The following is a 25,449-nucleotide window of genomic DNA, read 5'->3' on the forward strand; positions in this document are numbered from 1 at the left end:
AAGGGAGACAATCACGAACGAAAGGGAGAATACGCATGGAACGGGACGTTATGATCAAGCTTTTGGAAAAAGGTCATGTATCGATTCCAGCCGTATTTCTTGATTATTACGATGCGCTCGGCATAAACGAAAATGATATGATGCTGCTGCTGCACATCCATCGTTTTGTCCAACAAGGGCATAACTTCCCGACCCCGGAGCAATTGGCACAAAAAATGACATTAACTGTGAATAACTGTCAACAGGCGATCGGTCGGTTATTAAAACGGGGAGTCCTTCGTCTTGAACAAAACGAGGATGATAACGGTGTAATGTATGAAACGTATAGCCTGGGGCCTTTTTATGACAAAGTCATTGCTTATCTTGAAGCAGAACATGCACCGGATAAAAATGAGAACGATGTAGATGCCGGCGAGCTGTACCGATTATTTGAAAATGAATTCGGGCGACCGCTCTCCCCGATGGAAGGGGAGACGCTCGCCATGTGGATAGACCGGGACCAGTACACGTACCCATTAATTAGGGCGGCATTGCGGGAAGCTGTGATTTCGGGCAAATTAAATTTGCGTTACATTGACCGCATCTTGTTTGAATGGCAAAAAAATGGCATTAAAACGCCTGAAGAAGCGGATGCTTTCAGTGAAAAGTTCCGGCAAAAACAAAGGGGCAAAGCACCTTCGGGTGAACAGCCACAGACCCAGCCTTATCCAAATTATAATTGGCTGGAAGCTGATTAGAAGCCTGAAAAGGGGAGGGCAAGAGACACAATGTTATCAAAAAGAGACACCGTCTATGCCATTGAAACGATGGAAGCGATGTTTCCGGAGGCCAAATGTGAGCTTTGGCACCGGAACGCTTTTGAGTTGCTTGTGGCTGTCATATTGTCTGCCCAATGCACCGATGCTCTCGTCAATAAAGTGACCCCGCGTTTATTTGAAACATATAAAGGTCCCAAAGATATAGCTGCCGCCTCCCAAGAAGAACTGGAACAAGCGATACGATCCATCGGCCTCTACAGGAATAAAGCAAAAAACTTAAAGAAAATGAGCCATTCCCTTCTAACGCAATATAATGGCAACGTGCCCGCCGATCGCGATTCATTAATGGAACTTGCCGGTGTCGGGCGCAAAACCGCGAATGTGGTGGCGTCAGTTGCTTTTGATTTGCCTGCCATCGCCGTGGATACGCACGTGGAACGCGTGTCGAAAAGACTCGGCATTTGCCGTTGGAAAGACAGTGTCCTGCAAGTAGAAAAAACACTCATGGAAAAACTGCCGGAAGAAAAATGGTCGAAAAGCCATCATTTGCTTATTTTTTTTGGCCGTTATCATTGCAAGGCACGGAATCCGGCCTGTCCGGAATGCCCGTTGTTGTCTATCTGCCGGGAAGGGCAAAAAAGAATGAAAGCTGTTAACGAGGAGGAGGAGGAAAAGGCGTGACGACGGAAACCCTCACCCCTTTGGAAGAACGAAAACGAACATTGCCATTCGGCGAACCTGAAAAAGCAAGGTTGGAAAAGCTTGACGGGAAGCTCGCGTACGATGCCCCGTTTTCCGTTGCCGTTTGCGGCCATTTTTCCGCTGGAAAATCAACGCTGTTAAACCATCTGCTAGGAGCTGAACTTTTGCCATCCAGCCCTATTCCGACGACCGCAAACATTATGACAATTGCTGCCGGGGACCCTGGGCTTACAGCCATTACAAATGATGGCGAAACACATGTGTTTACCGACCGTATTCCTTGGGAAAAGTTGCAATCCTTTGCGCTCGATGGCGTGGGTATTCGTGAGGTTAAACTTTCCCTCCCGCTTCCTTTTCTTCCTGAGAATGTAACACTGGCGGATACACCCGGGGTTGATTCCACCGATGGCACTCATGAAAGCTATACGGGGACCGAATTGTTAACGACAGATGCGATCATTTATATTACAGATTATAATCATGTGCGTTCGGAGACGAATCTACGTTTTTTACGGCAAATGCAACGGGAAAACAAACCAATCGTCCTCGTCGTCAATCAAATTGACAAACATGATGAAAATGAATTGCCTTTTTCTATTTTCTCCCATGGCTTGCGGGATATGTTGCAACGCTTCGATATTCATCCGATTGGCATTTATTTTACATCAGCCCATCAACTCGATCATCCCGAAAATGAGATAACAAACTGGATCGGGGACATGCGCTCCCTTCTTTATCACGCCACGTCGCTCAAAGACCAATCAAAAATGCGAATGATCCGCAGTGCCGTCTCCGCGCTTTTGGAACGATTGTACCGTGACCGTGCCCGGGGAGAACAAGCCATTGAAGATTCTTTGCAAGCACACGGGTTTTCTGTCGGAGATCATCAAACGCTCGTGCAGATTCGCGAACGGTTAAAACGTTTGGACGAAGAAACACGGGAAGCGATCGCGGATATGCGCCATCGGCTTGATGAATTTTTTAAGCAAACCTACTTATTCCCCAACGACTTGATGGAAGGTACAAAAACATGGATTGAATCACTCGATCCATCGTTCAAGGTAGGCGTGCTCGGGTCGAAAAAGAAGAAGACAGCCGAACAAGAGAAGCGGGAAGAAGCGCTTATCGAGGCGTTAAACAGGCGGTGGGATACGGAAGTGCATTTGTATTTAAGTGAATACTTTAAGAAATTATCCCTTTCGCCGTCGATCGCCCGACATGCAGAAGCGGCTGTTCAAGCCATTCCCTTCCGGGCCGGGGAAGCCGGTTGGTTGCGTTCGTTCGTGTCCGACGGAGTTAAAAACGATCAATACGTTTACACATTGGCATCCCGTTTGAATCACGCGTTGCTAAAAGAAGTCAAGGATGTGGTTGAACCTTTATACAGGGAAATCGTTGCCGATTTTGAACAGCAAGCCGAAGATGAACGCTTCCGGCTTTTGGAAAAAACCGGAGAATTTGAAGAGATTGAAACGTTGGAAGCGGAAAATGAAGAACACTTGAAAACAATCGATGATACAATCACGCGTGTCAAAGCATCGTTGGAAACGTTAGCGGAAGATGGACGTTTAGAAGAAGACATGAAAGCATTATTGGGACGCTCGCCGGATCTGGACGGCTTGCAAGCCGACATAGAAGTAAGCGAACAAGCCGAGCCGGTAAGCACGAAAATGAACGCTGTCCCGCGTGATGAATTTTCACAGGAAGCGAAAAGCCTGCCGCAAGTTGATTGGCAGGCATTGAAAGAAACCGTGGAACAATATATGAGCCAACCGTATGCCGAAGATGAGCGCGAGGATTTGCTCACAACCATTGAAAAGGCACAAACGTGCGATTATACGTTTGTTATGGCAGGGGCATTCAGTGCCGGCAAATCAACGTTTTTAAATGCGCTCGTCCGGGATGAGATTATGCCGGTGTCCCCCCATCCGACGACGGCATCGCTGACGGTCGTTCGCTACCCGGATGAGACGCATCAACACGGCGATGTAACCGTCCAGATAAAATCCGAAGCCGTCTTGGACGCGGAAATACAAGCGGTCGCCTATGAATGTGGCTATACGTTTAATTTAACGCGCTTGAAAAACGCCGAGGGACTTTCGATTGCAAAAACGAATACGTTGGAGGAAAAACAACGGCTCGAGTATTTACGTGCGTTACAATTAGCCGTGAAAAAAGAACAATATGACTACGGAAAAACCTATGACATGTCGATGCACGATTGGCAAGAAATCGCCGCTAAAGAAGATCACGCCTGTTTGATTGAAGAATCAACGGTTTATTTTCATTCGGATATTACCGGCAAAGGTTGGTCACTCGTGGATACCCCGGGTGTCCAATCCGTAAACGAGCGCCATACGAGAATGGCGATTGAAAAAATAAAGAAAGCCGATCGGTTTATGTATCTGACGTATTATCATCATGCCTTTTCCCGGGCCGATCAATCGTTTATTAAACGCATCACAGAGGTTCAAGTGCCCCATTACATGGTGATCAACGCGGCAGATCTGGCAAAAGATGAACAAGAAGCGCAGTATGTGACGTCATTCGTTAATGATCAATTAAAACAAGCCGGCTGCCACGAAAGCATTACGGTTCCCCTTTCAAGCAAACGTGCCCTTGCCCCCGAGGGCGATCGGCGGTTTTCCGACTTTATGCATTATTTGGAAACAGAGGAAGGCCCTCGTTTGCAGATGGAATCTGTTTGGGAAATGAATAGGCAGATGCACACGTTAATCGATGCGCTTCATATAGTTGCAGATATCGGTAAACGGCCGTTGGAAGAGCGGAAAAAGCTAGCCGAACAGGAAAAACAAACATATGAAGGCGTAAATCTTAAAAACGTCGATGCAGATGATGGAGAAATAAAGGTTTGGGAAGGACATGCAACGAGACGATTGTTATTGGTTTTTGCGGATCGTTTCGCCGCGTCGATCCATGTGGCCTCCGTAAATGGCAAGGATAAAAGTGCACGGGAAAGCCAGTTGCTGCAGGCATTGGACGCATTTATAGATGAATGTGAAGAGGAATGGCAAAAAGAACAGCTTGCATTGGAAAAACAAGCGCGTGCATCGTTGAGAGAGCAAATGACTCGGGCATACGGGGACGGGCGTTCATTGGAAGACATGGATGTCCGTTTGGAAACGGCGGTTGACTTTCAATTGCCGGTCCAATCGCTCCAAACGTTGGCGAAACAGCGAAAACTGAAAAAATCCTTTTTCTATGATGGCGAATTTGACGCTTTCAAAACGGATGTATTTTCTCTATTGGAGGAACATGTTCGCGCACGCGTTCAAATTGCGGCCGAGTCAGTCAGAAAAGGCAAAAAGGCGCAACTGGGCAAAATCAAAGCGCAAGTGCAAAAAGAGATGGAAATTAAAGAGAAAAAACAAGCGGACAGGCTCCAATTTCTCACCTCGGAAGAGCCGGATGTGACCCCGATAGAGGAAGAGATAAAAACGCTGAAATCGCAGATTAGGTTGTAAATGTGCACCGTTTGTGAAGGTACGGGCATATTGCCGGATGAAGAGTTGCGGAAGTAAAAGCATTTAAGTTCGAAAAAGCGTGATTGTGGAAAAACGATACTCTCAGTTTATCAAAAGAACCCCCCTTATCGGGTAGGAAATGTTGCGCCGACAGGGGGCACAAGATGGGATTTATTTTTATGAGTACATTAAATCAGAAAGTAAAATTACAACGGTATCAACCTGAGTTTCTACAAATATTAAAGGGATTTGATTTACCTGAAGAAAAGGCACAATATACAGCCTTCCCAAGCGATGTATTAGAAAAATTAACAGACGGGCAGTTTCCAATTGTAATATTAAATAATGATGAACCAGTTGGTTTTTTCTTATTACACTCAACCGACAGGGTAAAGGAATATACAAATAATGTGAATGCATTGTTACTAACTGCGTTATCGATAGACAATTTCCAACAGGGAAAGGGATTTGCAAAACAGGGGATGAGTTTGCTAAAAGACTTTGTTAATCGAGAATTCTCCGAATACGACGAGATCGTATTAGCAGTCAACCACAAAAATGTTCCGGCACAAAGGCTGTATGAAAAGGTTGGATTCAGTGATACTGGCAGAAGAAAAATGGGGAGAAAAGGTGAGCAATTAGTTTTTAGTACCTCAGTTTAGTGGTTATATAATACAAGCAGGCGCGATTACTTAATACTAATTTTTTACAATGGTGAATTTGACGCTTTCAAACTTATGCCCCCTTTGTCAACCATAGATGCTAGTGCAACCTGTCGAAAATAAGCGGTCACACCGGCGATCGGAAGACAGGATTAGGGCTTCAAACTGGGGTCAGTGATCGATTGGATTAAACCGCCACAGCCCGAGTTAAGGTATCAAAGGCTATCGTCAATGATCGAATGGTTTCTTGCGAAGCAGGCTCCCCGGTCGCCATGAAACAGTTCATGGCGACCGAACACGAAAGCCAATCGCTCATTCGGTCGCCATGAGGCAGCCATGCCGACCGAATATCTTTGATACAAGCCTTTTTCGGTCACCATGAAGCGGCTATGACGCCCGAACGCTTTCGATTCAGGCCACTACGGTCGTCATAAAACGGTTATGACGACCGAACACGAGAACCGACCGCTTTTTCGGTCGCTATGAAGCGGTAAATTGTCCGTTAGGGAGACAGAAGCGTTGCCGACCAAACTTCTTCCAACTGTCTCTATGATTGGGTAATTAATCTATCTTGCACTAGTTTTGACCCGTTAAAAACGGTCGGTTCGGAAAAAATTGGAGATATACAGATTAAATTGGGAAGAGGGTGCTACATGGATGGAGAGGTTCACCTAGTCGGTTATTAAGTACATGAATGTATGAAAACATAAAATGGGATGCAACAACTTTAATAAACGCAAAAAACCCCTTGCCCCTGACCCAACGTCAGGGGCTATGCTATGTATAGAAGAAAGTGAGGGGGGAGGAGTATTCATGGAGAATAAAACGTTTACCGTAGGAAAGTTTGCCAAGTTGACAGGTGTCACTGAACGTACACTTCGCTACTATGATCGGAAAGGATTGCTAGCGCCATCGGAATTTAACAAACAAGGACATCGCCTTTACACCGAAAATGATTTATTTCATTTACAAAGAATCTTGACACTCAAATATTTAGATTTTTCTCTGGGAGACATTACTAAATATCTTGAAAAATCCGGAAAGGACTTAAAGGATTCTTTGGCAGTGCAAGCAAACCTTTTGGAACAAAAGCGAGAACATCTTGATCAGGTGATCGGGACCATCGAACGCGTACAAGCGATCATTCAAGAGTAGGAAAATCAGATGGATAGCGATTTATTGTTAGGACTCATTCATGCGCTTCAACGTGAGGAAGATTAAAAGCAATGGATGGCTAATTATATGTCGAAAGAGTTGCTGGATCGCATATTCATGGAAGGGAAGACAGAAGAAGAAAAACTTGAATTGGAGAGGAGAATAACAGCTATATTTTCAGATATTGGTCGATTCTATCATGAGAGAAGACCCGTGGATGATTTGGCAGTACAGGAAAAAGGGCTGGAACTAATGAATTTACTGACCGAAGTATTTGAATTGGAATATTTTGATGAACTTGAGGAAATCTCAGAAGGATTTGGGGATGAAACACTGCTCCGTACAAAAGTTCTGACGAACGAAGTAGAAGCATATTTGACGGATATTTTAAGTAAGGTTCGCGAGGGGCGATGAATATGTTAAGCAATGATCAAGATCACACTGAGCTAGCTATTGAAGCCAAGGGGGTCGTCAAAACGTTTGGTAAAAACCGCGCCGTCGATGAGGTTGACCTAACGGTGGAAAAGGGAGCTGTATACAGCTTCTTAGGTCCAAATGGTGCCGGAAAAACGACGATTACCCGTATGCTCGCAACGTTGTTGAAACCGGATGCCGGCCATATCCGAATACTTGGCTATGATCTCGTGCAAGAGACGGACGAAGTGCGTAACCGTATCGGTTTGACCGGACAGTTCGCTTCACTGGATGAAGATCTGACCGGTCGGGAGAATCTGATCATGATCGCCCGTCTTACGGGATATTCATGGAAATGTGCCAAGAAAAGGGCAGATGAACTGCTCAACGCTTTCGGTTTACAAGAAGCAGCCAAACGCCTGGTCAAAAAATATTCAGGGGGAATGCGGCGGCGTATTGATATTGCTGCGAGCATTGTCGTCTCACCGGAATTGTTATTTTTGGATGAACCGACCACCGGATTGGATCCGCGCAGTCGTCATCAAGTGTGGGACATTATCCGCGTGTTGGTGAATACAGGTACAACGGTTTTGCTCACAACACAGTATCTTGATGAAGCGGATCAATTGGCCGATCGGATTGCCGTTATCGATGAAGGTAAAATCATTGCTGAAGGGACTAGCAGCGAACTGAAAGCCTCCGTCGGTTCAGGAACATTACAAGTACGATTGCTTGATCCGGAAACCCGACCGGAAGCGGAACAATTACTGGCTGATAAACTTGACACAGTTATTCAGCTTTCATCCGATCCAGCCGTCCTTTCAGCTCGAATATCAGATAACATGCTTGCTACACATGCGCTCGGAGAATTGGGGCGTGCCAATATTGCTGTTAAGGATTTTTCCCTTGGTCAACCAAGTCTTGATGAAGTGTTCCTTTCTGTGACGGGCCGCCCTAATTCAGCTGAAGAGGTGAGTCAATGAATAATAAAACATTGCGTGAAGTACTGGCAACCGGAGAGCGTCCGAAGAAACCCAGTGCATTATCAGCATCTCTCACATTTGGATGGCGGGCACTTTTGAAAATCAAGCATATGCCGGAACAAATGTTTGATGTGACGGCGATGCCGATTATTTTTTTGCTTATGTTCACGTATCTTTTTGGCGGTTCCATCGCAGGATCTACCGGGGATTACCTACAATTCATCTTGCCGGGTATTCTCGTCATGACAGTAACTATGATAACGATGTACACTGGGATGGCCTTGAACAGTGACATCACCAAAGGGGTATACGATCGATTTCGGACCTTGCCGATTTGGGGGCCTTCGGTTCTCGTTGGGGGACTATTGATAGACGTTGTGCGTTTCGCGATGGCTTCCGTAATCTTGATCGTGCTGGGAATGATCCTCGGTTTCCAACCTGATGCAGGTGTATGGGGTGTTTTGGCAGCCATCGGTTTACTGTTGCTGTTCGCTTTTAGCTTATCATGGATATGGATTGCTCTTGCAATGGTCATACGAACGGAACAGACACTTGCAGGCGTCTCGATGATGGTGATCATGCCCTTGACGTTCGTTAGCAATGTGTTTGTTGATCCCGATACGTTGCCAGGTTGGTTGCAAAGCTTTGTTGACGTTAATCCGATCTCCCTGTTGGTCACAGCAGTGCGTGGGCTGATGCATGGAACAGCAACATTTGAAGATATTGGCTGGGTAATCTTGGCTTGCATTATTATATTGGTGATATTTACGCCGGTGACGATGTATTTGTATCGCAACAAAGAATAAAGAGCGAATTGTGATGTAGTATGAAATACGAAAAATTGTATCATGCGCTGTCTGCGATTTTATTCCAGAATCGGGGCGGATTGTTGAATAAATTAGGGCAGTGATTAAACTTAAACACACAAAAGCCTATTGGAAAATACTATTTTGATCAATCTTTTTTACAAATGGTTTGTTGCGATGATTAGATCAAAGCCAAAGAACAGAAAAAAGCGGCGCATCACATTCTTTAGTGATGCGCCGCCGTTATTATTGCTTATTCTTCCTGATCGTCCTCGTCGTCATCCCCCGAAGATTCGTCGCTTTCGTCATCGTCATCTTCGCCGTCTTCATCTCCGTCCTCGTCGTTCTCCTCATCTTCTTCGCTATCCTCGTCTTCTTCGGCATCTTCATCTTCAGCGTCCTCATCCTCATCTCCCTCATCGTCCTCGTCTTCATCCTCGTCATCATCTTCGGAACGTCCTTCTTCGTCGTCATCCTCATCCGAATCGTCTTCGTCTTCCTCGACGCCTTCCGGGACTTCAACGCTCGTTTCTGCAGTGTCGATGGTGTTTCCATCTTGCATGGCCACCACTTCAAAGTTGTGATCACCAGTTTCGGGGTCGGAAAGAACGTATTCTTGTTCATCGCTATCGGCAACTTCACTCATGCCATCCCCGGGATCATGGCTGACCGAGAACGTAGCATCGTCCGCTTCTTCTTCAGGGAAGTCCCAGCTAACGACGATTTCCTCGTCCTCTTCATCATAGGTGGCATCTAGTCCCGAAATTGAAGCGTCCACTTCATAGGTGTCAGAGGTTTCCTGTGGTTCGTTTCCGCAGACGAATAACTCTGTTGAGATTTCATTGCTCGGTGTAAATTCACTCGGCAGTTGCCCGCTGCCTTCTTCCATCTCACTTTCACAAACGGAATCAGGTTGCGAGAAATCCGCGGTTTCTTCTCCTTCATGGACATTCGACATGATGATCCTAAAAATATCCCGGGCGATTTGTTGTTCCTCACCGGCAGCCAAATAACCGTCTCCACGGTTTGTGTGCCCGGCCCATACAGCTGCCGTATAATTGGTCGTATAACCGTTGAACCAAACGTCGGGAACCGCTCCGTCGGGAACGCTTTGCCGTTCTTCCTGGTCAAAGTTCGATGTGCCGGTTTTACCTGCCAACGGCAACCCTTCGACGTTGGCTCGCTGCCCGGTGCCCGATGAATCGCTCACCACTCCTTTAAGTACATCCGAAATCATATAGGCCGTGTAGTCGTTCATCGCGCGCTCGGATTCAGGGGAGAATTCGATCTCCCGGCCGTCCCGGAATTCAATCTTGCGGACAGCGTGCGGTTCATTGTAGACGCCGTCATTGCCAAAAGCCGCGTACGCGCCGGCCATGTCCAAACTATTGACTTCTTCTTCGGTACCTCCGAGAGCATAGGCTTCGTGAACTTCTTCGAATTCGAGTCCAATGCCTTCCGCGAATGCTTGTGCATTATCCGTGCCAACCTCCTGAATCGCCTTGACAGCCGGAACATTTAAAGAACGCACGAGAGCTTCCCGCATCGTTACTTCTCCGCTGTAGCCCCCGCCGTAATTCGTAACCTCGGTTTCATTAGCATCGTTATAAGAATGGGGCTCATCGACGAGAGGTTCGCCCGTTGACCATTGCTGATAATCTATGGCTGGACCGTAATCAAGGAGGGGTTTGATCGTTGACCCTGGTTGGCCACCCCCTCTGGCCGCGTGGTTCCAACCTCTTTGCTCATCGGTTTCCTGACGGTTTCCGACCATGGCGCGCAAGGCTCCGGTCTCGGTGTCCAGCAAGGTAAACCCAATCTGAAAGTCTTCATTATCCGGGTAGTGGGCAATGTAATCATCTGTTTGAATCACGTCTTCAGCGTATGCTTGGGCATCCGGATCCAAAGTAGTGTAAATATCAAACCCGGCGGCATACAAGTCCGCGCTTTCAATTCCCTCGATATTTTCCACTTCATCCATGACTTGATCGACAAACGATTCATACATTCCCTCGTCTTCGGCAGGGGTGTAATCCAGTTGATCTTCAATATCCACATCTCTTGCCTCGGCGGCTTCATCCCCTGTAATTAACTCCTGTTCCTCCATCAGGGAAATGACCAAGTTCCGTCGTTCTTCGGCGTTTTCTGGATTGCTTTCCGGGTTATAAAAAGAAGGGCGTCGCGGAATGGCCGCCAATACAGCCGAATCGGCAATTGTAAGTTCACTTAAATCTTCTTTGTTGAAATAACGGATGGCAGCCTCGCCAACCCCCCAAGCGCTCTCATCAAAATAATTAATGTTTAAATACATTTCCAAGATCTCGTCTTTGGAATATTGTTGTTCCATGCGCACAGAAAGCCATTGTTCTTGCACTTTTCTTTCGATCGTTTGATCCGTAGACAAAAAAGCTTGTTTAACAAGCTGTTGCGTGATGGTGCTCGCGCCTTCCGCGCCGAAACCTTCCGTAATATTCGCGGCGATGGCTCCGCCAATCCTACGGACGTCAATACCCATATGGTCGTAAAAGCGATAGTCTTCAACAGCAATGAAGGCATCTTTCAATTGCTCGGGCATTTCCGAAATATCACGATACGTGCGGTTTTCCGTTCCTTGTAAGCGTAGAACTTCATTGTCGTTCTGGTCATAAATCGTTGAGCCCTCTGCGAATACAAGTTCATCGGCATCGATGGGAGGGGCGTTTGAAATCATCGCTACCGCCGTCGCTGTTCCGCCGATAATGCCAACAAGCATGACAATGAGCGCGCTTACCACAACTTTCTTAAAAGCGCCTCTTTTTTTCTCCCCCCGTTTTTTCCCGTTTTTATTTCCTTTGCGCGCCGTCTCCTGGGCACGCCGTTTTTCGGTTCTCGATCTATATTCGGACATAGAATACGGTTCCCTCATTTCTGAATGAAGCCATTCACCTCATGCATTTGTCGATGTTTGTCCTTATTTGTTACGTCGCTCCTTAGAAAAACTTGACTTATCGCCAAGGATGGCGAAAGTCAAAGTCTTTCTTATACTATCACCCAAGCATTTTATACTTTCTGATAGTGCTAATAAAATAATCGGTCCACGGCAGGCAAAAAATCAATCGGCGGAATGAAACCACTCGGCACAGCGATGCTATTTTCGGCAATTACTTGCTTTTGTAATGATTTGCGTTCGCTTCTCTCTTTTAATTGTACAAAAACAGAAGCCTTCATTACAAAAATTTCGTCGCTTTCTGCGAAGCGGAGGATGAGAAAGGCGCACCCTTGTTGCTCGTCCACATCCGCTAAATGTTGCAGTTGGTGCTCATGAAAATTTTTAAAGGGAAACGATTGTTTCTGCCTCGTTTCCTTCGCTTCAAAATCGAGATAGCATCCACGGTAAACTCCGTTGTAGTCGGTAGTAGAAGCTTGCCGAAAGTAGGCTTCCGTAATTTTCGCCCGGCTTCTTGCCGGATAGTCGACGTTAACAATTTGCACGGGTGTTGGTTTTTTGTGAATGACGGCCAATTTTTCCCGTCGATAGTAAGCGATCGATTCGTTAATATCATCTTCAAGTCGCATCCCCCGGTTCCCGTTGTGTGTGGAAGGGAGGGAGGAAGCCTTTTTTTTGGACGTGTATAATTTTCCGTTGGGGTATCGAAAGCGCAACCGAGTTCCCCGTCCTTTCGTCGTTCGTCGTTGATACATGGTTCCTAATCAACGTTAAATAGTACCATAAATATAAGAATTATAGAACCACCTTTCGCCTTGTCCATTGAAATGTTAAACTTTTATTGGTAACAATTTTACGGAAATGAGGCAAATTATGACGCAGAAGCCTTTAAATATCGGGTTTGGCAACATTGTGCCTTCGGGTCGGATCGTTTCGATTGTCCAAGCAGATTCCGCGCCGACCAAACGGATGATCCAGGAGGCGCGGGAACGCCAGATGCTCGTCGACGCGACAAATGGCCGCAAAACGAGAAGCATTATATTGGTTGACAGTGAGCACTTAATCTTGTCGGCGATCCATCCGGAAACCGTAGCGCAACGATTGGATACTTAAGGGAGAACATAGAGCGAAATCCCGGAATCTTTGGCGAATAAGCACCTCTTTTGTCATGCTTGCAGGTTTCTTTTAAGGAAAAGAGAAACTTAATAATTACAAGCGTGAAAAGGAAGGTGTTTAGGTTGAGCACATTGGTGAAGACGAAAAACGTCGCTGAAGTATTGCAGGTTGCCCCAAAGACGGTGCAAACGTGGGTGAGGAAATACCAAATTCCGGTGAAAACGAATGACCGGGGCCATTATTTATATGACCATAATGCCATTGATCGTTTGCAAACCGTAAAGTCCACGCAGATGCCGGAGGAAAATGGTCCGGTCAATGAACGGGAGGCGAAACCAACATACGAAGAAGCGGAGAAGCGCATGGATGACATCTTGCGCAGACTCGATCACCTCGAAAACATGATCGAGCAAAAAGCCGATGAAGTCGTCAGTTTCCAACTCCTTAAGCATCGGCAAGAATTGGACGACGTTCAGTGTTCCCTCGCCGCGATGGAAAAAAACCTGAAAGATTTACAAGTCGAAAAGATAGACCCCGAACGAAAGTTTGAATGTCCGAAGAAAGAACGGGGAAAATTAGCAAATATGTTTTTATTTTCAAGTTAGAAGGTTGGGTCATGGAAGAAAAAGAAATCATCGCCGTAAGCCGGCGTTTATCGAAAGACATGGAAGAGGCAAATCTTTATCGAAAAGCGGTCGACGAAGGCCGGTCGTTTTCGTTTCAAGAGGAAATCGTTCCTTTCGTGGACGATTTACAGACAAGAGCCGAAGAGTGGCGAGCTGGCGTACAAACGCTCCTTTCAAAACGAACGATCGGGGTGTTGCATCCCGACCAGGTGGAGCATACGTATGAAAACATGTACGTGCTGGCAACGGAATCTTTTCAACCGCATATACAAAAGCAACGGTATCAAGAGCGGCAACAAGCGATTGCGTACATTTTGAATATCGTGCTCGAAGAAACAGAAGAACGATAGCAGGATTCCGTAGGGGTCCGCTATCGTTTTTGTTACCTCGGTTTCTCTTAAAAACGGCCGGAGCGAAAAATCGAGAAAATGATGAGACAGAACATAAAAAACGAAATGATAAAACTAATTTCAATGACGGGAAGTTGCACAAGAAAGGATGAAGAATCGCCAAACGTCGATCCGACAATCAACCCGACCATAATAATGGAAAACGCGAGCAACGTTAAACTAAATGAAATCCGGTTGCTGATACGGTCAAGCTTATTTAAAAAGATGTTGAGTTTCGGTAACCGTATTCCGATGGTGAGCTCATCATCATTGATTTTAGCGAGTGCCGTTCTCAATGAATGGGGCAATACGAGCAAGGTGTCCCGTTGCCGTTTCGCTTCTTTAAGCCATTTTTTTGACCATGTTTTCGGGTTGATGCGTTCGCGGGCAAGCAATCGCCCGTAAGGTTCCGCAATTTCCACAATGCTAAGTTCCGGGTCTAGCTCGGAAATAATGCTTTCGATCGTAATCACGGCTTTAGCAAGCAGCGTATATTCTTTGTAAATACGGATATTAAAGCGTTGCGAAGCGGAAAAAATATCGTTGAGCGCTTCGCCGACACGGACTTCTTCGAATGGACGTTCGTAATATTTTGCCAATAAGTATTCAACTTCGTCCGCAAATTCCTCAGCGTCCACGTCCTCGGGAACATCAGCCATGTTGTAGACCATGCGGGCAACTTCCTCCGGGTCTCCTTTCGTCATGGCGATCACATAATCAATGAAATCATTTCGCATCGAACGGTTTAAACGGCCAACTTGTCCGAAATCAAGCAAGCATAACTTGCCATCGGCAGTGAGGAGTATATTCCCGGGATGGGGATCGCTATGGAATAAACCGTCGATGAGCACTTGGTGCAGGAAGGCGTCCGCGAGTTCGCGAGCCAATTTGGGATGGTCTCTTTCTTGCTCATCTTTCCAATGTTTATACTTTATGCCGTCCATAAAAGCCATCGTTATCATTTTCCCCGTCGAATAGGCCGGGTGAACTTCCGGAGTGTTGATGCTACTGAATTTTTGCATATTCACGTGCATTTTTTCCGTGTTGCGAAGTTCCAGTGTGTAGTCCGCTTCATTGCGGATGGCTTCGGCGAATTCATCGGCGACGTCTTCCAGCCGGTAATACTCTGCCCAATGAAATCGTTGGGACAAGAGCCTGGTAAGGTCATGTAAAATGTCCAAATCTTTTTCGATGGTTTCTTTAATTTTTGGGCGGGATACCTTTACAGCGACGACGGTGCCGTCGGGAAGCTGAGCTTTATGTACTTGGCCGATGGAAGCAGCCGCAAGCGGTTCTTCGGAAAATGAGGCATATGCTTCATGAATCGGCGTTTGCAACTCTTGTTCCACGATTCTTTGTACTTCTGCATAAGCAAATGGAGGGACATCATCCTGCAACTTTTGCATTTCATCGACGATATAGTCGGGAAATAAATCGCGGCGCGTGCTGATCATTTGGCCCAATTTTATAAAGGTCGGGCCCAGCTCCTCCATGACGTTACGAATGCGCTCCCCGATTAAACGGTAATTAGGGTCTTTGGGATTCGTGGCCAAACGCTTCGGCAGCGATAAAACGTGAAAAAGACCAACCTCTTGTAAAATATAACCGAAGCCATGTCTAGCCAGAACGGTGGCAATCTTTCGGTAGCGATTGGCGTGTTTCAATCCTGTAGAGAGCACTGGACATCTTCCTTTTTAAAGTGTAAGAAAGAATGACGATCAATGTGTGATCGCCAAGGTTCATCATTTTGGGTCATCATTTGTCCCAGACTGTTTCAGCATGTTTTCCAAACGCTCAATTTTCGCTTCCAATTGCTCGACATCATCGCGGGTAGCAACGCCCATGTCGCTAAAAACCCCTTTGACACGGTCTTTGGACGCTTGTGACCATTCTTCCTCTTTCGTTTCCCCTTTGCGAATTAATTCATCGGCAAATTCTTCCGCTTCGCGGGGGTGATACGTCCTCTCGAGACGAGATCATCCAGATATGTTTGCACTTTTTCTTTTCCGGCGACAGCAGCGCCTAAACCTAGAAAAAAACCGTTTCTGAGCCATTCGTTCATAAAAAATCGCTCCTATCTTTATTATGTTTCATTTCCCGATAGGCGGCAGGATTGGGCAGCGTATGTGAGCTATTCATTAATCATTATCTTTAAACATAGAGACGATGAAATAAACAATCGTAACCGCGGATAGAACATAGATGCTGTTTACAAGAAAAGGCTCGGCATCGTGAGGGGTTGTCGCTGCACCATGGACAATATTTGCCGGAACAATAGCGAACAACATCACAATGAGCCCGGTGATTAATTTCGTTTTCATGGCAGATCCTCCTTTAATGACTATTCAATCACATTCATTATAGAAGTTTAGAAGCAATTTAGCAATTCTTAACGAAAAATAGATCTCCGCGAACGTCAGGTGCTCGGTGCAACAGATGGAACCTTGATTAATGTGTCACAAAAACAGCGCGACCATTCACGCGCAACGGATAAAAAGTTGTTGCTATACATGGCAAAACAGGCGATAAATATGTTAAATTTAATGGATGATAAAGAATTCGATGACAAAAGGCGGTTACGTATGATGACACGAAAGGAAATGACCACGAGTCCGTTACAAATTGAAGATGTAATCATTGCTTACCAAACGTTAAAAGATATTGTGAAACACACCCCGTTGCAAAAGGACGAGGTTTTATCCGAACGGTATGATGCGAATATCTATTTAAAGCGCGAGGACCAGCAGCTTGTTCGCTCATTTAAGTTGCGGGGCGCTTATTACCTAATGAAGACTCTATCCGATGAACAAACGGAAAATGGCGTCGTGTGCGCAAGCGCCGGCAATCACGCGCAAGGAGTCGCTTATGCTTGCCGGGCGCTGAAAGTTCCGGGGAGAATTTTCATGCCGACAACGACCCCGCGCCAAAAGAGAGATCAGGTTAAACAATTCGGCAAAGACTATATTGAAGTCGTCATCACCGGCGATACGTTTGATGATTCTTACGCAGAAGCAATTCACTACCAAGAAGCAAATGATATGGCGTTTATCCATCCCTTCGACAACGAGAAAACGATCGCCGGACAAGGAACGGTCGGGATGGAGATTATGAATGACATCGATGAAAACATCGATTATTTGTTTTCTTCCATTGGTGGAGGAGGGCTGATCTCAGGCCTAAGCACCTATGTTAAATCGATTAGCCCCGGTACGAAAATTATTGGTGTTGAGCCGGGAGGCGCGCCTTCCATGAAAAATTCCCTCGCGAAGAATGAAGTCGTCGCCTTACAGGAAATGGACAAATTTGTGGACGGCGCAGCCGTAAAGCAAGTTGGAAATATCACGTATGAGATTTGCCGCAGATTCGTCGATGATATTGTCCTCGCTCCGGAAGGGAAAATTTGCACGACGATCCTGGAATTGTACAATCAACACGCCATTGTTGCCGAGCCGGCAGGAGCAATGCCAATCTCTGCGTTGGATTTTTACAAAGACGAGATCAAAGGCAAAACGGTCGTTTGCGTTGTCAGTGGCGGGAACAATGATATTGGCAGAATGGCGGAAATGCGGGAACGTTCCATGGTATACGAGGGCCTTCAACATTACTTCATTGTTAATTTCCCACAACGGGCAGGCGCATTGCGGGAATTTTTGAATGATGTATTAGGGCCCGATGATGATATTACCCGTTTTGATTACACGAAAAAGAACAATAAATCAATTGCTCCTGCACTCGTCGGCATCGAATTGGCTGATGCGAATGATTACCCGGTTTTGATGGAACGGATGCGGGCGGAAGGTTTTATTGTCGATAAAATCTCTGCGGACGATAACATGTTCAATTTTGTTTTGTAGGAGGAGGGAAGAAATGATCGTAAGAGACGCAGGAAAGCATTTGGCGTGTATTCATCAAGACGAACACGCGCGCTTAAGCGGTGCTCTATTTCGACAATGGGGAGACCCATTGCTTGAGCAAAAAGGGTGGAAGGAAAGTTTGCACACAGCGATTGCCGAACATGACCGGGCATGGATCTCGCTGGACACGCATCCGATATGGAACGAGGCCGAAGGAAGGCCTTATGATTTCACCGATTATCCCGAGCGCGAAAAAATCGCCGCCTATCAAACGGGAATCAATGAAACGGAAATGATGGACGAATGGGCGGGACTGCTCGTAAGCCGCCATTTGCATTCCTTTTTTGCCCGGATCAATACAGATGCTGCAGAAGCGTTTAAAGCGGAGGAACAAGGCCGATGGGAACGCTTGCGGAGGGCAGAGGAAAGCGAAGATGAAAAAACAGCCCTTTCAATTTTGAAAATGTGCGATGAACTTTCGCTGTTTGCCTGCATGAATCAACCGGGAGCCCGGAAGGAAGATGAAGTTACCTGGTTTCAAAACGGGTTCTCGATGCACTTTGGTTTCTTGAATCATCAAACGGTCATCCCCTCTTGGAAAAATGACGAAGAAATTGAGCTAACCCCTGCCCCCCTCCGTGCTGAAGTGCAATTCCCATTAAAACTCCGGCGAGTTGCCAAGGAAAGTATTTGGGAGCATGGATGGAAAAGCGCGTATGACCGCACGCCGGTATCCACGCAGGTCGTCACGTACTTAGTGAAATGAGGGCAACATGGGGGCACGGCGACTTAAACAAGGGTGTCAATCGTGATTCGGTCACCATGACGGATTCATGAACGCTTCATCGCGACTGTATCATGCTAGTTTCCATCAATTCGGACGTCATCATTGTGACCATGGTGCCATCAACATCCGTACTTAACGGTATGGGTGTTTGTTTTATTTGTTGGGCCGCCAGTCATCATGTAAAATGAAGGTGGCATGCACGGAGAGGAAAGGTGTGGCATTTGTTACAAGAAATAAGCGCGTCCGAATGGAAAAAAATTGAACCCCTTCATTATACGGGATTGTTAATAACCTCGCCTTTTTGCGCAACATGCACGCTTGCGGAGAAAATGGTTGAAGAGGCGTTGAACTTGGAAAGGCAAACGGACATATATAAATTAAACTTGCAACTCGCACCGGACTTTGCGCGCGAGTATAAAATTCAATCCGTACCGATGCTGTTGCTTTTTTATGGAAAAGAGCCTGTCGGACGTTTATCGCCGATCAAAAATCCCGCGAATATCATACATTTTCTTGCTACCTATAGAAGCAATTAGGAGGGCACAGAAGAATGAAACAAGCACCGGCTTTTTCCGTATACGACCCATTTAACGAAAAAGAAATCACCAATGAAACATACAGAGGAAAACCCCTTGTATTAACTTTTTGGACATCTTGGTGCCCGGATTCGCACCGTGATTTGCAAAAGAAAGAAGTTTTATATGCACAAACCGGCGAAGAAACTTTCGCCATGCTAAACGTCAACGTGACAGGGCGGGAGCGCGCAAATCAAGCCGGTCAGACGTATGCACGTGCGCACGGGATGAAGATTCCGATGGCCGAAGACGAAGGAACGGATACGTACGAAAGGTATCAGTGCCAAGGGGTGCCTACGACTGTCTTTATTACACCGGACGGAAGGGTTGCCGAACAGTTTGGCGACCAAACCCCTTTTGAAGAAATTATGAAACAATTGGCTTCTTTTCTCAACGAGACTTCCAATACAATAGGAGGCTAATAGAATGAAAATTACCGGAATTGAACCAACCCCGAGTCCTAACACGATGAAACTAACGTTAGACGAGCATTTGCCTGGAGGCAAAAGCGGCAATTACACGAAAGACAACAAAGATGATGCGCCTTTGCAAATTCAACAATTGTTTGAGGTTGAAGGCATTAAAGGCGTCTATCATGTCGCTGATTTTATTGCTTTGGAACGGGAACCGAAAGCGAGCTGGGAACAAGTGCTTGCAGAAGCGAGGAAAGTATTCGGTGAAGAAGGCGCCGAGACTGCCGAAGCATCTGTTGCCGGCAGCGACCATTTCGGTGAAATCCAAATTCAAGTGCAAACATTCAAAAGCATTCCGATGCAAATAAAAGTGTTGACGGCAGAAGAAGAAAAGCGAGTGGGGTTGCCATCCCGATTCACGGAAGCTGCATTCGCGGCTGCCGGTGAACAGGAAAACATCGTTTTTGAACGGAAGTGGGAAGAACGCAGCGCCCGTTACGGAAATGACTTGGAGGCAATTGGTAATGAAGTAGCCGAGGAAATCGCGGCGGCTTATAGCCAGGAAAGGCTCGATCAACTCGTTCAATGGGGGAACCCCGATAAAGAAGACCCGGCAGAACGCCCACAACCTTTGAAGGTAACGAAAGAAATGCTGCAAGACCCCGACTGGAAAAATCGTTTTGCAGCTTTGGACCAAATGGATCCCGACGAAGAAGACCTTCCTGTATTGGATATGGCGCTGGATGATCAAAAGCAATCGGTGCGTAGACTTGCCACGACGTTGATTGGCATGATTGAAACGAAAGCAACGCTCCCTTATCTTTATAAAGCACTCAAAGACAAATCGGTAACCGTGCGGCGCACAGCCGGAGATGCCTTTTCCGACCTCGGGGATCCGGAAGCGATGGACGCGGTGATTGAAAGTCTGCGAGACAAAAGCAAACTCGTGCGTTGGAGAGCCGCCATGTTTCTTTATGAAGTCGGGGATGAACGGGCGATTGCTCCTTTAAAGGAAGCGATCGGCGACCCCGAATTTGAAGTTGACATGCAAATGCAGATGGCACTCGAGCGCATTGAAGGCGGGGAAGAAGCAAAGGGATCCATATGGAAACAAATGACGGAATCGGTTCGAGCCGATCGAAAAGAAAAGGATGGACTGCAATGACCAGGGAAGAACTCATACAAACGTTGGAGTCAAAAGGATTGGACGAAGTTTTGGAGCTGATCGAGGAAGCAGATAACGGGGAAATGGATGAGCTTGAACTTCTTCCTTCTTTGGGATTGTTACAAGATCAACAATTAAACGACGCCGTCCTTGAGTACCTTAAGGGCAAAGGGGTCACCATTGTAGATGCCGACGAAACGGATGGGTAGGTTCTAAGCCAATGTGCGGCAATAAAAATTCTTTCCCATGGCCGATCGCAGTCTGTGATATGCCACCGCCGCCAAGCGCGAATTGTCCCTTTCAGAGTAGGAATTTCCTCTTTAGAGGTACAATTAAGCGTGAATCGTCCCATTCAGGATAGGAATATCCTCTTTAAAGGTACAACCAATCGCGCAAAAGGGAGAACTTCTGAGACTGACCACTCGATTTGCTAAGCATGTGTGACACATGTGCAACGTGTTATTTGAAGCAGCTTAAAAAGGAGCTAACATTAATGAGGGAAGCACCTGCAAACCGTCTTTCCAAAAAAGCACTCCCCGTTTGGCGGATTACCGGGTTTTTGGAAAGCTTGTTTTATTTAATTTTCCCGGTTGGATACGGAATCGTTTCGGTTTTGTTTGATTGGCCGTTATGGATTTTATACGTGTTGATTCTGATGTGGATTGCCGTTGCTTTATTGCAAAGCCTGCTCGTGCCGGCGATTCGTTGGCGACGATGGCGTTATGAGGTATATGAAGAAGAAATTGATTTGCAATACGGGGTGTTCATTATTCGCCGGACGCTGATTCCCATGATTCGGGTTCAGCATGTAGATACGGAACATGGTCCCATTTATCGCCATTATAAACTCGCGGCTGTATCCATATCGACAGCTGCCACTGTTCATCAAATACCGGCGCTCACGGAAGAGACAGCTTCCAATCTCCGCGATCAAATAGCCGTTTTCGCGCAAACGGCTGATGACGATGAATGATGGAAAGCGCCTGCATGGCGCCACCGTTGTCATTATGTTGCTCACCCGTCTCAAGGATTTTATCATTCCGATCATCTTCGTCTTTTTTGTCGGCGCGACCGGTGGGGGGATTGGACTGTTTGCCATGGTTGCTCTTCCGTTTTTGTTCATTTTTTCCGCTGTTTACAGTTTATTATATTGGTTGACGTATTGGTACCGCGTTGAGGATCAGGAGCTTCACGTTAAACAAGGGATCTTCGTCAAAAAGCATCGGTATATCCAACGAAAACGTGTGCAAAGCTTCGATATGTCCGCGGGTATTTTGCAGCGAATGTTCGGTTTGGTGAAAGTTCAAATTGAAACTGCCGGTGGGGGAAGCGAGCCGGATGTGCATCTGATTGCCCTCGATCGTGCGGAAGCTGAGCGTTTAAGGCAAACGCTCTTGGCAAAGCCGGAAGTTACTGCTGAAGATGGAGAAGCCCGGCCTGCGGAAATGACGGAAGATGAAGAACCTGAACCGCTTGAGCAGGAGATTGAAGCTTCTTGGGCATTGGGTTTTAAGCATTTGTTGTTTGCCGGGATGACTTCCGGCGGGGTAGGTCTTGTCCTCTCGGCTGTACTGGCCTTGTTTTCCCAAGTGGATGTATTGTTGCCGGATGCGTTTTATGAAACAACCGTCGGTTTTGTCCTGTCATCAACGATCACGTTTTTATTGATCGCCATTTTTCTGATTGCCTTTTTTGCATGGTTGATTTCCATTGTCATCACTATCGTGAAATATGGGCAATTTACCGTCGTTAAGCGCGGCAATGATTTGGTGATTTCCCGAGGGTTGTTGGAAAGAAAACAATTAACGTTAAACGTTCACCGAATTACGGCCGTGCGCTTTGTAACGGGCATTTTGCGACAACCGTTTGGTTTTACGACGATTTATGTGGAAAGCAAAGGAGGCGGACGCGCGGACGAACAACAATCAACCATTCTCGTCCCTCTCGTGAACCGGCGAATGGCCAACAGAGTGTTGGGAAAATTTTTGCCGGAATTTGTCGTCGAAGACGAAGTTGGGATCAAGCCTTTACCAAGAAGGGCCCTGATTCGTTATATGATTCGCGCGGTCGTTCCGATTTTGGCCGTGGTGGTTCCGTTGAGCTTTTTAATGCCGTCCGGCGCCTATACATTACTGTTTATTCTTCTCGGGATTTTTCTTGGTTGGTTAAGGCATCGCAATGGCGGATTCAATGTAAGCGGCAATTATCTTATTTTGCAATGGCGATTGTTTAATTTGAATCGGGCAGTCATCCCCCGAAAACGCATTCAGGCAGCAGATGTTACGCAGTCGCCGTTGCAAAGATGGCGCAGATTGTCCACGTATTCCGTATCCATTTTATCGAGTATGTCCGGAAAAAGCTTTGAAATCCGTGATATCACGGCCGTTAGGGGTGAAGATCTCCTCGCCTGGTATTCAAAAGAAGGGGACACCCCTGATTTTTCACGGGAAGGGGAAAAAGAAAAATCGTTGATGTGAAAAAAGAAATTCGCTTTTTTCTGCGGGGTCTTCCCGCTGCGCTTTCCCACAGGAGTCTTCGTGTCGCCAGCAAGTTTTATGACCCTCATTATTCACTGATATCAACGATAGATTTTCGTGAAGAGTCGTGATAAAAATTGGCTTTCGCAAACCGTTGCGAAAGCCAATTTTTCATTTTGACGTTTGCATGTTCGTATACGTCATCACTTGTCGTTCATTGTTCTCGGATGTGCATTCAAAACGATCGTAAATATAGTCATCGCGATCGCTATGGAGCACCCGTTCAAATCGGTGTTGGATCGTAAGAAACGCATCATTTTTTTGGAATGTCATGAAGTTAACGCCTTGAAAATGTTGATCCTCTTCCGATTGCAGCAATTGACGTAACAAGGTGTTGTGGCACTGGACCATATGTTTGCGTTGAAAGCCGTAATAGTGCAACAACCGTGCCAATGATTCTTTGGAAGGTGATTCCAATTCATTGAGGAGGATTTGAAAAGGTTCGAACTGTTCTTTGTGAATACGAATCAAGTCTTTCGTTTGCAGGCGGACTTTTCGGCCTGTGACCGTTTTAAATGTCCACTGGCGATCATGGGCAATTTTGGTCCATTGGTTTTGGGCGGAATCAAACCAGTCCATGTCAAATGGGCAGCCTTCCAGGAGCATTTTCTCGTTTTGTGATTGTTCTTTTAAAACGACTTCCCCGTGTTCCTCCGTGAGATGAAAATACAAGTATGGGTCTTCCGACCTCCCTCGTTTATTTCCCAGTTCGAGACGCATGTCTTGTAATTGTTGCTTTTCATTTTCAAGTTCACGGATGGACGTATTTGTTTCTTTTTCCAATGCCCGAATGGCATATAAAAGGGAAGCGCGAAAAGACCGTGTGAATTTGCCCGAAAAAGGCTTTATTTTTGTGCCGGAGAGCTTTACTTCTTCCCATTCCCCGTATGGAAGGTGAGAGGCAATGTGTGCATTTTCTATGGAGTGGATGCCTGTCATCCGCACCGTGCCTTGCCATGTTTTGTTGTCCGGGGCATCAATAGCCAGTAATTCCCCATAATAAACACAGTCCGGGTGGGCGTTCACCAAAACGGTAGATCCTTTATATTCCATTGCTTCTTTTCGGTTCATAGAATACCCTCGCTTTTCGCAAATAACCTGTTTGCCATTATATAGTGATCGACAAAAATCAGCAATCATAGGGCATTTTTCACAGTCTTCCTTTTTCATATGCTTGGTACAAACCGAGAGAGGAGACGTGACAATCCATTTTTATTGCTTCCCAGGCAGGGTTATTCTCGTCTAATCCTTTGTATGCGTCTCGCACGGACTGATATAAACGCTCGCTTAACGTTCCGCTTCCTCCTTCTTCAGCAGCGACTTCTTTTGTAAGGCTTATCCATTTTTCCAGCCACTCGGAAGTGGATTGGAAAATGTCGGCGATATTTCCGCTCCCACCGAAATGGCCAAAATAAATCGTCGCCGGTTGTAATGATTCAATCCGTTTCCACGATTCTTTCATGTTTGCTGCATCAAATTGCGGCGGGGAAGTGGAAGGTAAAACGAGTAGTTTTTCATGACGAAAGCCTCGATAAAGAATCCCGACAGTGTCACCGGTAAAAAGGGCATTCGTGTGTTCGTCAAGGATGGACATATGGTGGAACGCGTGCCCGGGGGTATCAAAGAAACGCAGCGTGTGGTTCGTTCCAATCTGCAAACGGTCCCCATCTTCACATATGTTTGTTCGTTCCGCGGGGACAGGGATCACGGGGTCGAACAAATCATGAAAACTGGAGCCATACACGAGTTTTGCCCCTTCGACAAGCTTTTCGGGAGCGACGAGATGCTTCTTGCCCGAAGGATGGACGTGAACGGTGGCATTGGGAATATCTTTCAGCAATTGCCCGCAGCCGCCGGAATGGTCAAGGTGGATATGGGTGACGATAATATGGCGGATATCCGCGAGCGTTTTCCCGAGTTGCTCCAATCCGGCTTTGATTTGCGGATAGGAAAGGCTGGGACCGGTTTCTATGATCGTTAATTCTTCGGCGTCGAGGACATAAATGCCGGTGCGCTCCGGCAGATTAAGATCATACCCGTCAATCATATACGTATCCGCATCAAGTTTTTCAACCTTTGCTTCCATGTGAACATGC

The 25,449-nt window shown here is 46.4% G+C and carries 27 protein-coding genes; 19 read left to right on the top strand and 8 right to left on the bottom strand.

Translation table 11 applies throughout. The features are described 5' to 3' along the window. Nucleotides 1–35: 35 nt before the first annotated feature. From HUG15_RS11110 to HUG15_RS11150, 8 genes are all read left to right on the top strand, one after another. A complete protein-coding gene (locus HUG15_RS11110) occupies nucleotides 36–737 on the top strand; it encodes a DnaD domain-containing protein (protein ID WP_200128674.1) in 702 nt (233 codons plus the stop codon). 30 nt (nucleotides 738–767) lie between these two features. Next, nucleotides 768–1,439, top strand: a complete 672-nt coding sequence (nth, locus tag HUG15_RS11115) for an endonuclease III (protein WP_200128675.1) — start codon at nucleotides 768–770, stop codon at nucleotides 1,437–1,439. Continuing rightward, a complete protein-coding gene (locus tag HUG15_RS11120; RefSeq protein WP_200128676.1) occupies nucleotides 1,436–4,945 on the top strand; it encodes a dynamin family protein in 3,510 nt (1,169 codons plus the stop codon). The genes nth and HUG15_RS11120 overlap by 4 nt, the downstream gene beginning before the upstream one ends. Before the next feature lie 164 nt (nucleotides 4,946–5,109). Continuing rightward, nucleotides 5,110–5,607 carry a GNAT family N-acetyltransferase gene (locus tag HUG15_RS11125; RefSeq protein ID WP_246516596.1) on the top strand — a complete coding sequence of 166 codons (498 nt, stop codon included), beginning with the start codon at nucleotides 5,110–5,112 and terminating at the stop codon, nucleotides 5,605–5,607. An 813-nt stretch (nucleotides 5,608–6,420) separates the two neighbouring features. Continuing rightward, a complete protein-coding gene (locus HUG15_RS11135) occupies nucleotides 6,421–6,762 on the top strand; it encodes a MerR family transcriptional regulator (protein ID WP_200128678.1) in 342 nt (113 codons plus the stop codon). Nucleotides 6,763–6,849: 87 nt separating this feature from the next. Then, nucleotides 6,850–7,176 (top strand): hypothetical protein, encoded by a 327-nt coding sequence (locus HUG15_RS11140; RefSeq protein ID WP_211202376.1) that lies wholly within the window; start codon nucleotides 6,850–6,852, stop codon nucleotides 7,174–7,176. Beyond that, nucleotides 7,173–8,159 (top strand): ATP-binding cassette domain-containing protein, encoded by a 987-nt coding sequence (locus HUG15_RS11145; protein WP_200128680.1) that lies wholly within the window; start codon nucleotides 7,173–7,175, stop codon nucleotides 8,157–8,159. The genes HUG15_RS11140 and HUG15_RS11145 overlap by 4 nt, the downstream gene beginning before the upstream one ends. Next, on the top strand, nucleotides 8,156–8,965 hold the full coding sequence (locus HUG15_RS11150) for an ABC transporter permease (RefSeq protein ID WP_200128681.1): 810 nt from the start codon (nucleotides 8,156–8,158) through the stop codon (nucleotides 8,963–8,965). The genes HUG15_RS11145 and HUG15_RS11150 overlap by 4 nt, the downstream gene beginning before the upstream one ends. 253 nt (nucleotides 8,966–9,218) lie before the next feature. Here HUG15_RS11150 and HUG15_RS11155 read toward each other — a convergent pair whose 3' ends face one another. Together HUG15_RS11155 and recU are read right to left on the bottom strand one after the other, a co-directional pair. Further along, a complete protein-coding gene (locus HUG15_RS11155) occupies nucleotides 9,219–11,852 on the bottom strand; it encodes a transglycosylase domain-containing protein (protein ID WP_200128682.1) in 2,634 nt (877 codons plus the stop codon). Between the two features lie 170 nt (nucleotides 11,853–12,022). After that, nucleotides 12,023–12,607: a Holliday junction resolvase RecU gene (recU, locus tag HUG15_RS11160; RefSeq protein ID WP_200128683.1), complete on the bottom strand. Its 585-nt coding sequence runs from the start codon at nucleotides 12,605–12,607 to the stop codon at nucleotides 12,023–12,025. A gap of 157 nt (nucleotides 12,608–12,764) precedes the next feature. Between recU and HUG15_RS11165 the strand changes: the two genes are divergently transcribed. From HUG15_RS11165 to HUG15_RS11175, 3 genes are all read left to right on the top strand, one after another. Beyond that, the gene (locus tag HUG15_RS11165) at nucleotides 12,765–13,004 is read left to right on the top strand and encodes a DUF370 domain-containing protein (RefSeq protein ID WP_200128684.1); all 240 of its coding nucleotides are present in this window, start codon (nucleotides 12,765–12,767) and stop codon (nucleotides 13,002–13,004) included. Nucleotides 13,005–13,129: 125 nt separating this feature from the next. Continuing rightward, complete coding sequence (locus HUG15_RS11170) at nucleotides 13,130–13,612, top strand: MerR family transcriptional regulator (protein ID WP_211202377.1); 483 nt, start codon at nucleotides 13,130–13,132, stop codon at nucleotides 13,610–13,612. 11 nt (nucleotides 13,613–13,623) lie between these two features. Then, nucleotides 13,624–13,983 (top strand): DUF1798 family protein, encoded by a 360-nt coding sequence (locus HUG15_RS11175; RefSeq protein ID WP_200128686.1) that lies wholly within the window; start codon nucleotides 13,624–13,626, stop codon nucleotides 13,981–13,983. Between the two features lie 47 nt (nucleotides 13,984–14,030). Here HUG15_RS11175 and HUG15_RS11180 read toward each other — a convergent pair whose 3' ends face one another. The 4 genes from HUG15_RS11180 to HUG15_RS11190 all read right to left on the bottom strand — a co-directional run bounded on the left by HUG15_RS11180 (nucleotide 14,031) and on the right by HUG15_RS11190 (nucleotide 16,343). Further along, a complete protein-coding gene (locus tag HUG15_RS11180; RefSeq protein ID WP_200128687.1) occupies nucleotides 14,031–15,701 on the bottom strand; it encodes an ABC1 kinase family protein in 1,671 nt (556 codons plus the stop codon). 63 nt (nucleotides 15,702–15,764) lie between these two features. After that, nucleotides 15,765–15,941 carry a hypothetical protein gene (locus tag HUG15_RS23815; RefSeq protein WP_246516642.1) on the bottom strand — a complete coding sequence of 59 codons (177 nt, stop codon included), beginning with the start codon at nucleotides 15,939–15,941 and terminating at the stop codon, nucleotides 15,765–15,767. Continuing rightward, nucleotides 15,941–16,084, bottom strand: a complete 144-nt coding sequence (locus tag HUG15_RS11185; RefSeq protein ID WP_200128688.1) for a hypothetical protein — start codon at nucleotides 16,082–16,084, stop codon at nucleotides 15,941–15,943. Before HUG15_RS11185 ends, HUG15_RS23815 begins: the two co-directional genes overlap by 1 nt. Before the next feature lie 76 nt (nucleotides 16,085–16,160). Further along, nucleotides 16,161–16,343, bottom strand: coding sequence for a hypothetical protein (locus HUG15_RS11190; protein ID WP_200128689.1), 183 nt, complete (start codon nucleotides 16,341–16,343; stop codon nucleotides 16,161–16,163). Nucleotides 16,344–16,604: 261 nt separating this feature from the next. Between HUG15_RS11190 and ilvA the strand changes: the two genes are divergently transcribed. From ilvA to HUG15_RS11230, 8 genes are all read left to right on the top strand, one after another. Then, nucleotides 16,605–17,876, top strand: coding sequence for a threonine ammonia-lyase IlvA (ilvA, locus tag HUG15_RS11195; protein WP_425504053.1), 1,272 nt, complete (start codon nucleotides 16,605–16,607; stop codon nucleotides 17,874–17,876). Nucleotides 17,877–17,889: 13 nt separating this feature from the next. Continuing rightward, nucleotides 17,890–18,642 (top strand): DUF3891 family protein, encoded by a 753-nt coding sequence (locus HUG15_RS11200; protein ID WP_200128690.1) that lies wholly within the window; start codon nucleotides 17,890–17,892, stop codon nucleotides 18,640–18,642. A 242-nt stretch (nucleotides 18,643–18,884) separates the two neighbouring features. Next, nucleotides 18,885–19,199 (top strand): thioredoxin family protein, encoded by a 315-nt coding sequence (locus HUG15_RS11205; RefSeq protein ID WP_200128691.1) that lies wholly within the window; start codon nucleotides 18,885–18,887, stop codon nucleotides 19,197–19,199. Nucleotides 19,200–19,213: 14 nt separating this feature from the next. Then, nucleotides 19,214–19,660 (top strand): TlpA family protein disulfide reductase, encoded by a 447-nt coding sequence (locus tag HUG15_RS11210; protein ID WP_200128692.1) that lies wholly within the window; start codon nucleotides 19,214–19,216, stop codon nucleotides 19,658–19,660. A gap of 4 nt (nucleotides 19,661–19,664) precedes the next feature. Continuing rightward, nucleotides 19,665–20,816: a conserved virulence factor C family protein gene (locus tag HUG15_RS11215; protein WP_200128693.1), complete on the top strand. Its 1,152-nt coding sequence runs from the start codon at nucleotides 19,665–19,667 to the stop codon at nucleotides 20,814–20,816. Further along, a complete protein-coding gene (locus HUG15_RS11220) occupies nucleotides 20,813–21,025 on the top strand; it encodes a hypothetical protein (RefSeq protein WP_200128694.1) in 213 nt (70 codons plus the stop codon). Before HUG15_RS11215 ends, HUG15_RS11220 begins: the two co-directional genes overlap by 4 nt. A gap of 284 nt (nucleotides 21,026–21,309) precedes the next feature. Continuing rightward, on the top strand, nucleotides 21,310–21,789 hold the full coding sequence (locus HUG15_RS11225) for a PH domain-containing protein (protein WP_200128695.1): 480 nt from the start codon (nucleotides 21,310–21,312) through the stop codon (nucleotides 21,787–21,789). Continuing rightward, nucleotides 21,782–23,293 (top strand): PH domain-containing protein, encoded by a 1,512-nt coding sequence (locus HUG15_RS11230; protein ID WP_200128696.1) that lies wholly within the window; start codon nucleotides 21,782–21,784, stop codon nucleotides 23,291–23,293. The genes HUG15_RS11225 and HUG15_RS11230 overlap by 8 nt, the downstream gene beginning before the upstream one ends. Nucleotides 23,294–23,464: 171 nt before the next feature. Here the strand turns inward: HUG15_RS11230 and HUG15_RS11235 are convergent, their stop codons facing one another. Further along, a complete protein-coding gene (locus HUG15_RS11235) occupies nucleotides 23,465–24,424 on the bottom strand; it encodes a DUF2777 family protein (protein ID WP_200128697.1) in 960 nt (319 codons plus the stop codon). Between the two features lie 79 nt (nucleotides 24,425–24,503). After that, nucleotides 24,504–25,439, bottom strand: coding sequence for an MBL fold metallo-hydrolase (locus HUG15_RS11240; RefSeq protein ID WP_200128698.1), 936 nt, complete (start codon nucleotides 25,437–25,439; stop codon nucleotides 24,504–24,506). Between the last annotated feature and the right edge of the window lie 10 nt (nucleotides 25,440–25,449).

This window comes from Salicibibacter cibarius (genome assembly GCF_016495725.1).
GTDB classification, from domain to species: domain Bacteria; phylum Bacillota; class Bacilli; order Bacillales; family Marinococcaceae; genus Salicibibacter; species Salicibibacter cibarius.

Bases quoted from the DNA above. Each gene is read 5' to 3' on its own strand.
- HUG15_RS11190 (WP_200128689.1), bottom strand. From the start codon at position 16,343: ATGAAAACGAAATTAATCACCGGGCTCATTGTGATGTTGTTCGCTATT.
- nth (WP_200128675.1), top strand. From the start codon at position 768: ATGTTATCAAAAAGAGACACCGTCTATGCCATTGAAACGATGGAAGCG.
- HUG15_RS11150 (WP_200128681.1), top strand. From the start codon at position 8,156: ATGAATAATAAAACATTGCGTGAAGTACTGGCAACCGGAGAGCGTCCG.
- HUG15_RS11155 (WP_200128682.1), bottom strand. From the start codon at position 11,852: ATGTCCGAATATAGATCGAGAACCGAAAAACGGCGTGCCCAGGAGACG.
- HUG15_RS11230 (WP_200128696.1), top strand. From the start codon at position 21,782: ATGAATGATGGAAAGCGCCTGCATGGCGCCACCGTTGTCATTATGTTG.
- HUG15_RS11175 (WP_200128686.1), top strand. From the start codon at position 13,624: ATGGAAGAAAAAGAAATCATCGCCGTAAGCCGGCGTTTATCGAAAGAC.
- HUG15_RS11125 (WP_246516596.1), top strand. From the start codon at position 5,110: ATGGGATTTATTTTTATGAGTACATTAAATCAGAAAGTAAAATTACAA.
- HUG15_RS11240 (WP_200128698.1), bottom strand. From the start codon at position 25,439: ATGGAAGCAAAGGTTGAAAAACTTGATGCGGATACGTATATGATTGAC.
- HUG15_RS11220 (WP_200128694.1), top strand. From the start codon at position 20,813: ATGACCAGGGAAGAACTCATACAAACGTTGGAGTCAAAAGGATTGGAC.
- HUG15_RS11225 (WP_200128695.1), top strand. From the start codon at position 21,310: ATGAGGGAAGCACCTGCAAACCGTCTTTCCAAAAAAGCACTCCCCGTT.
- HUG15_RS11210 (WP_200128692.1), top strand. From the start codon at position 19,214: ATGAAACAAGCACCGGCTTTTTCCGTATACGACCCATTTAACGAAAAA.
- HUG15_RS11165 (WP_200128684.1), top strand. From the start codon at position 12,765: ATGACGCAGAAGCCTTTAAATATCGGGTTTGGCAACATTGTGCCTTCG.
- HUG15_RS11135 (WP_200128678.1), top strand. From the start codon at position 6,421: ATGGAGAATAAAACGTTTACCGTAGGAAAGTTTGCCAAGTTGACAGGT.
- HUG15_RS11200 (WP_200128690.1), top strand. From the start codon at position 17,890: ATGATCGTAAGAGACGCAGGAAAGCATTTGGCGTGTATTCATCAAGAC.
- HUG15_RS11185 (WP_200128688.1), bottom strand. From the start codon at position 16,084: ATGAACGAATGGCTCAGAAACGGTTTTTTTCTAGGTTTAGGCGCTGCT.
- ilvA (WP_425504053.1), top strand. From the start codon at position 16,605: ATGATGACACGAAAGGAAATGACCACGAGTCCGTTACAAATTGAAGAT.
- HUG15_RS11110 (WP_200128674.1), top strand. From the start codon at position 36: ATGGAACGGGACGTTATGATCAAGCTTTTGGAAAAAGGTCATGTATCG.
- HUG15_RS11235 (WP_200128697.1), bottom strand. From the start codon at position 24,424: ATGAACCGAAAAGAAGCAATGGAATATAAAGGATCTACCGTTTTGGTG.
- HUG15_RS11140 (WP_211202376.1), top strand. From the start codon at position 6,850: ATGTCGAAAGAGTTGCTGGATCGCATATTCATGGAAGGGAAGACAGAA.
- HUG15_RS11145 (WP_200128680.1), top strand. From the start codon at position 7,173: ATGAATATGTTAAGCAATGATCAAGATCACACTGAGCTAGCTATTGAA.
- HUG15_RS11215 (WP_200128693.1), top strand. From the start codon at position 19,665: ATGAAAATTACCGGAATTGAACCAACCCCGAGTCCTAACACGATGAAA.